The organism is Flavobacterium sp. (assembly GCF_035760125.1).
GTDB lineage: Bacteria > Bacteroidota > Bacteroidia > Flavobacteriales > Flavobacteriaceae > Flavobacterium.
In genome coordinates this window covers 1-5,080 of sequence record NZ_DASTTN010000070.1, presented here as the reverse complement: position 1 = coordinate 5,080, position 5,080 = coordinate 1, and the positions used below count along the sequence as shown (strand labels likewise).

Genomic DNA, 5,080 nt, shown 5'->3' with positions numbered 1-5,080 from the left:
TTTTTTGCCGTAGTTTTTATTAAACGGGAATATAGCGGACAGCAGGACAACTGTTGATTTTACCTAAAATTTCTGCTCCTAAAAAACAAGACAGCTCACTATAGAACATAAAAAAAACCATTCGGAATGCGAATGGTTTTTTTTTATGTAATGCTTTATTTTATAAAAATATTTTCAGAAACCAATATACTAATGAAGCTAGTAATGCAGAAACCGGAATCGTTAGTACCCAAGCCCAGAGTAAACTCACCGTTACACCCCAACGAACAGCCGAAATACGTTTCGTCAATCCAACCCCAATAATAGATCCTGTAATAGTATGTGTTGTACTTACCGGTACTTTAAAATGTTCAGTAAAATAAAGTGTCAAAGCTCCTGCAGTTTCGGCAGCTACTCCTTCAAAAGATGTTACTTTTGTGATTTTAGAACCCATTGTTTTTACAATTTTCCAACCACCACTTAATGTTCCAACAGCAATAGCAGTATAACAAGCCAAAGGAATCCATTCGGGCATTGCTCCTTTTATACCTTTATCATCATCTGGAAGAACTACTTGCAACCAATCTGGAAGATGCATAATATCTACACCACTAGTTTTAATATAAACCGCTACAGCTGCTGCAATGATTCCCATTACTTTTTGAGAATCATTTCCACCGTGACCTAAACTAAAAGCCGCTGAAGACAGTAATTGCATTTTCTTCAAAACTGCATCGGCTTTATGCAAATTCAAACTACTAAATACTAAAGCAAATGTTGAAATCGATAGTATTATAAAAGCTACCAAAAACCACTTAATATTATGTGATTCAAACACAACACTCCAAAAAACAGAAGATTCGAAACGAGGCTTTTCGATTTTTTCGAACGGAACCATTTGGCAATAAACAAACCAAACTGATAGTATCATTAATGCAATTGTAAACAACTTAGGCAAGATACTTTTTCTGGATGCATTTAACAACCAAATAGAAATCAAATACGACATTAAGGCTCCTAACAAAGGGGCAAGAACTATAAATGCGATGATAATCACTACTCCAGAAGGCATACCACCATCTTTACCTGCTTTGTACCAGCTTACAATATCATACCAATGTCTAGAATGTTGCACTCCATCTTCAATTATTGTATAATCCGAGAATCCATGCACTGAAATTGCATGTGCAACCGCAGCTCCAGCAAAACCACCAATTAAAGTATGTGAAGAACTGGAAGGAATTCCTTGCCACCAAGTAATTAAATTCCAAATAATAGCCGCAACAACACCCGCGAGAATCACCACTAAATCAATTTCGCTTGTATTTGCCGTTTTTGCAACGGTATTGGCTACTCCCAGACCAAAAACCCAATAGGCTAGAAAGTTAAAAAAAGCTGCCCACAAAACCGCTTGGAATGGCGATAAAACCTTGGTTGCAACAACAGTAGCAATAGCATTGGCAGCATCATGGAAACCATTGATGTAATCAAAAATTAATGCTAGAACTATAATAATTATGAGTAAAGTCATATCAATATCTTCAAATGAATAGAATTAAATTAAGAATGTTTTACCGTAATAGATTCTAAAACACTGGCAACACTCTTACATTTATCAGTTGCAGATTCTAAAACTGATAACACTTCTTTATATTTAATGATATTTTTAGCATCGGTTTCGTTTTCGAAAATTTCAAAAACAGCTTTGTTATAAACCATATCCGACTTGTTTTCCAACTTATTTATTTTGGCACAAGCGTTGGTAATCGTTTTCATATTGCTCAAGTTTTTCAACTCTTTTACTGCAACATCAATATTTTGACAGGCCTCTAGATTGATTTCTGTCATTTTACGAATTGATTTCGTGATTTTATCCACTTGATACAAACGCATTCTTGAAGCAGCACCATGAAGATAATCGGCTACATAATCAATTGAAGTGATTAGAGAGTGAATATCTTCCCTATCAAAAGGAGTAATAAAATTTCTACTCAATTCTAAATTGGTTTGACGTGTAATGTCTTCTCCTTTTTGCTCTAGCTCATCAATTTTGATAAAAAGAACTTCTCTTTCTTTCAAAGGAAGATTTACCGCTTCGTGCAAAATTGAAGCCAATTCGATTAAATTACTTGACGCTTCTTCGAAAAGAGGAAAGAACTTTTTGTCTTTTGGAACTAGAAATTGAAAAATACTATTTAATGACATTTGTTTTTGTTTTAGTAGTGCAAAATTACTTCATTATTTAAAGCTAATGTTAAGCTAATGTTAACAAATCCTCTTCGATTTGAAAACTATTCAGAAAATCAACTGTTTTCTCGATATCATAATGAAGAATTCTGTCTTCTTTTACCAAAGGAACTTCACTCCTGTAAGATTTTAAAAACATTTCTATAAAATCGCTTGAGTGTAAAGGTCTACGGTATTCAATCGCTTGTGAAGCATTCATCAATTCGATAGCTAAAATACGTTCCAAATTATCCATCACACGTAAACATTTGGTTGCACCATTAGCTCCCATACTCACATGATCCTCCTGACCATTGCTCGAAACTATACTATCTACGCTCGAAGGAGTTGCCAATTGTTTGTTTTGACTAGCAATACTTGCAGCAGTATATTGTGGAATCATAAATCCTGAATTTAATCCTGGATTATCAACCAAGAAAGCAGGAAGATTACGTAATCCTGAAATCAATTGATACGTTCTGCGTTCTGAAATACTTCCCAATTCTGCCAAAGCAATCGCCATAAAATCCAATGCCAATGCTAAAGGCTGTCCATGAAAATTCCCTCCAGAAATAATCTGGTCGCTTTCTATAAATATATTAGGATTATCGGTAACCGAATTAATTTCGGTACTGAATACTTTTTTAACATAGTTAAAAGCATCTTTTGAAGCTCCATGCACTTGTGGAATACAACGGAAAGAATACGGATCTTGAACATGCGTTTTAGGCTGTTCGATAATTTCACTTCCATCCAAAAATTCTTTCACTCTTTTTGCAGTCGAAATTTGACCATTATGAGGACGTATATAATGAATCAACTCATTAAAAGGTTCAATTCTACCATCAAAACCTTCCAAAGATATAGTTCCGATTAAATCAGCCAAAAAAGAGAACTTATTTGCTTTCATTACAATATGAGCACCATAAGCACTCATGAATTGAGTTCCGTTTAATAATGCCAAGCCTTCTTTAGATTTTAACACAATAGGTTCCCAACCAAAATGCTTTAAAACTTCTGCTGAATTTACTTTTTTACCCTCAAACCAAACTTCTCCTTCTCCCAATAAAGGCAATGACAAATGTGCCAAAGGAGCCAAATCTCCTGAAGCCCCAAGTGAACCTTGAGTATAAATAACAGGTAATATATCATTATTGTAAAACTCAACCAATCGATCAACTGTTAGCAATTGCACTCCAGAATGTCCATAACTTAACGACTGAATTTTAAGCAACAACATCAATTTTACAATATCATTTGGCACTTCCTCCCCTGTTCCACAAGAATGTGACTTCACAAGATTTTCCTGAAGTTTAGAAAGGTTTTCATTTGAAATTTTTACATTACAAAGTGATCCAAATCCAGTATTGATTCCGTAAATAGGTTCGGAATGAGAAGCCATTTTAGCATCCAAGTATTTTCTACACTTAATGATATTCGTTTTTACATTCTCCGAAAGAGCGATTGATTTATTGTGGGAAATAATTTCTTGTAAGACTTCGAAAGAAAGTAATTCGGTACTTATATAATGTGTATTCTCCATTTTGTTTAAATTTAAGAGTTCAAAATTCCATAAATCAATATTAAAAAGCAATGATTTTTGATAATAATTTAAAAAATATAATTAAACACAGAAATACTGCCTGTTGAAAGAAAAAAAAATATTATCAAAACTACAAAAGCAACTCGGCTTGAGTTGCTTTTAATATAATTATGTTCCAACGTTAAACAGTTTTCATAATCAAATAACGCTATTCATTTAATAAGTATATGTATTTACACTATAAAGTTCCTCGGGGTTAGTTCCACTTTTTCGGTAAAATTTATTCACTAATACACTACCATTTAAATTATAAGTAATCTCGTTTCTTGTTGTATATATAGTTGAAGATGTATTACTATTACTTACAGAACTTATTCCATTATTATGGTTTGACCACCATAAAGTATAATTAGAAAATCCTAAAACATTAGCAAACGGATTCTTTTTTGTATCAAAACTATATTCAATAGTATTCTTTTCGCTAAGACCTCCCACTACAGCAGAAGACTCCTCTTTTATCACATTTCCATTCAAAACAGTATAAACTGTAGAATAGCCTTTTGTCTCCAATACTCCGGATGAATTAGTATAAATGGTACCTAATACGGTACCATCAATATTATAATCGAATAACATCTTAAAAATACCGACAACCCCCTGATTATTAACAAGAGAAGTCATTTTATTTTTATCGTTATATAAATATACCGTCGAACTCTGAACAACACCTGCACTGTTAAATGATTCCAATTTCGTTATTAAATTTCCTGTATAAGTGTATACATCTTTATTTGCTTCTATTGGTGTGGTGCTTCCAGAATTCATATAGGTACCTGAAACACTAATTAGCTTAACTATATTCATTGAATCATAAGTAAAAACACTAAAACTTTTATCTACTGTAGTTGCTCCAGTAATGGCATCATAACTATATTGTTCAACTGTTCTCGTTTTAGGAACTTCTAATACAACTTTTTCAGAAGCAACTCCTTTTGGACTTTCTTGATCTGACAAATTCACTGTAATACTATATGTAAAAGCTCCTGTAGTAGTTAAAACATCTGTGAATTTTGCTTCCGTAAGTGGAGTTGAATTAATTTTTACTGGATTGTCATTCCTATAAATATTATAAGTAATTCCTGTTCCTGTTACAGCTTGCCATGTAATATCTATAGAATTCCCATTCAAAACTGCTTGAGCAGTAGTTGCCGATGGTACAACAATTGGCGTATCTTCATTGCTGCTGCAAGATACTAGCACAAAAAAAGTAATACATAATAATGCAATCTGTTTTTTCATTAAAAAAATTTTTTTTAGAATTATTTCTAGCCA

General features: G+C 33.0%; 4 protein-coding genes. All 4 read right to left on the bottom strand.

Annotated features, from left to right (window positions below):
* Positions 1–160 precede the first annotated feature (160 nt).
* The 4 genes from VFS71_RS02910 to VFS71_RS02895 all read right to left on the bottom strand — a co-directional run bounded on the left by VFS71_RS02910 (position 161) and on the right by VFS71_RS02895 (position 5,047).
* Positions 161–1,510, bottom strand: coding sequence for an inorganic phosphate transporter (locus VFS71_RS02910; protein WP_326399284.1), 1,350 nt, complete (start codon positions 1,508–1,510; stop codon positions 161–163).
* A 29-nt stretch (positions 1,511–1,539) separates the two neighbouring features.
* Complete coding sequence (locus VFS71_RS02905; protein WP_077377050.1) at positions 1,540–2,184, bottom strand: DUF47 domain-containing protein; 645 nt, start codon at positions 2,182–2,184, stop codon at positions 1,540–1,542.
* Between the two features lie 49 nt (positions 2,185–2,233).
* A complete protein-coding gene (gene hutH, locus VFS71_RS02900) occupies positions 2,234–3,748 on the bottom strand; it encodes a histidine ammonia-lyase (protein WP_326399283.1) in 1,515 nt (504 codons plus the stop codon).
* Between the two features lie 216 nt (positions 3,749–3,964).
* Positions 3,965–5,047: a hypothetical protein gene (locus tag VFS71_RS02895; RefSeq protein WP_326399282.1), complete on the bottom strand. Its 1,083-nt coding sequence runs from the start codon at positions 5,045–5,047 to the stop codon at positions 3,965–3,967.
* Positions 5,048–5,080 lie beyond the last annotated feature (33 nt).

Excerpts from the sequence above, each read along its gene's own strand:
- VFS71_RS02910 (WP_326399284.1), bottom strand. The coding sequence starts at position 1,510 with ATGACTTTACTCATAATTATTATAGTTCTAGCATTAATTTTTGATTAC.
- VFS71_RS02905 (WP_077377050.1), bottom strand. The coding sequence starts at position 2,184 with ATGTCATTAAATAGTATTTTTCAATTTCTAGTTCCAAAAGACAAAAAG.
- hutH (WP_326399283.1), bottom strand. The coding sequence starts at position 3,748 with ATGGAGAATACACATTATATAAGTACCGAATTACTTTCTTTCGAAGTC.
- VFS71_RS02895 (WP_326399282.1), bottom strand. The coding sequence starts at position 5,047 with ATGAAAAAACAGATTGCATTATTATGTATTACTTTTTTTGTGCTAGTA.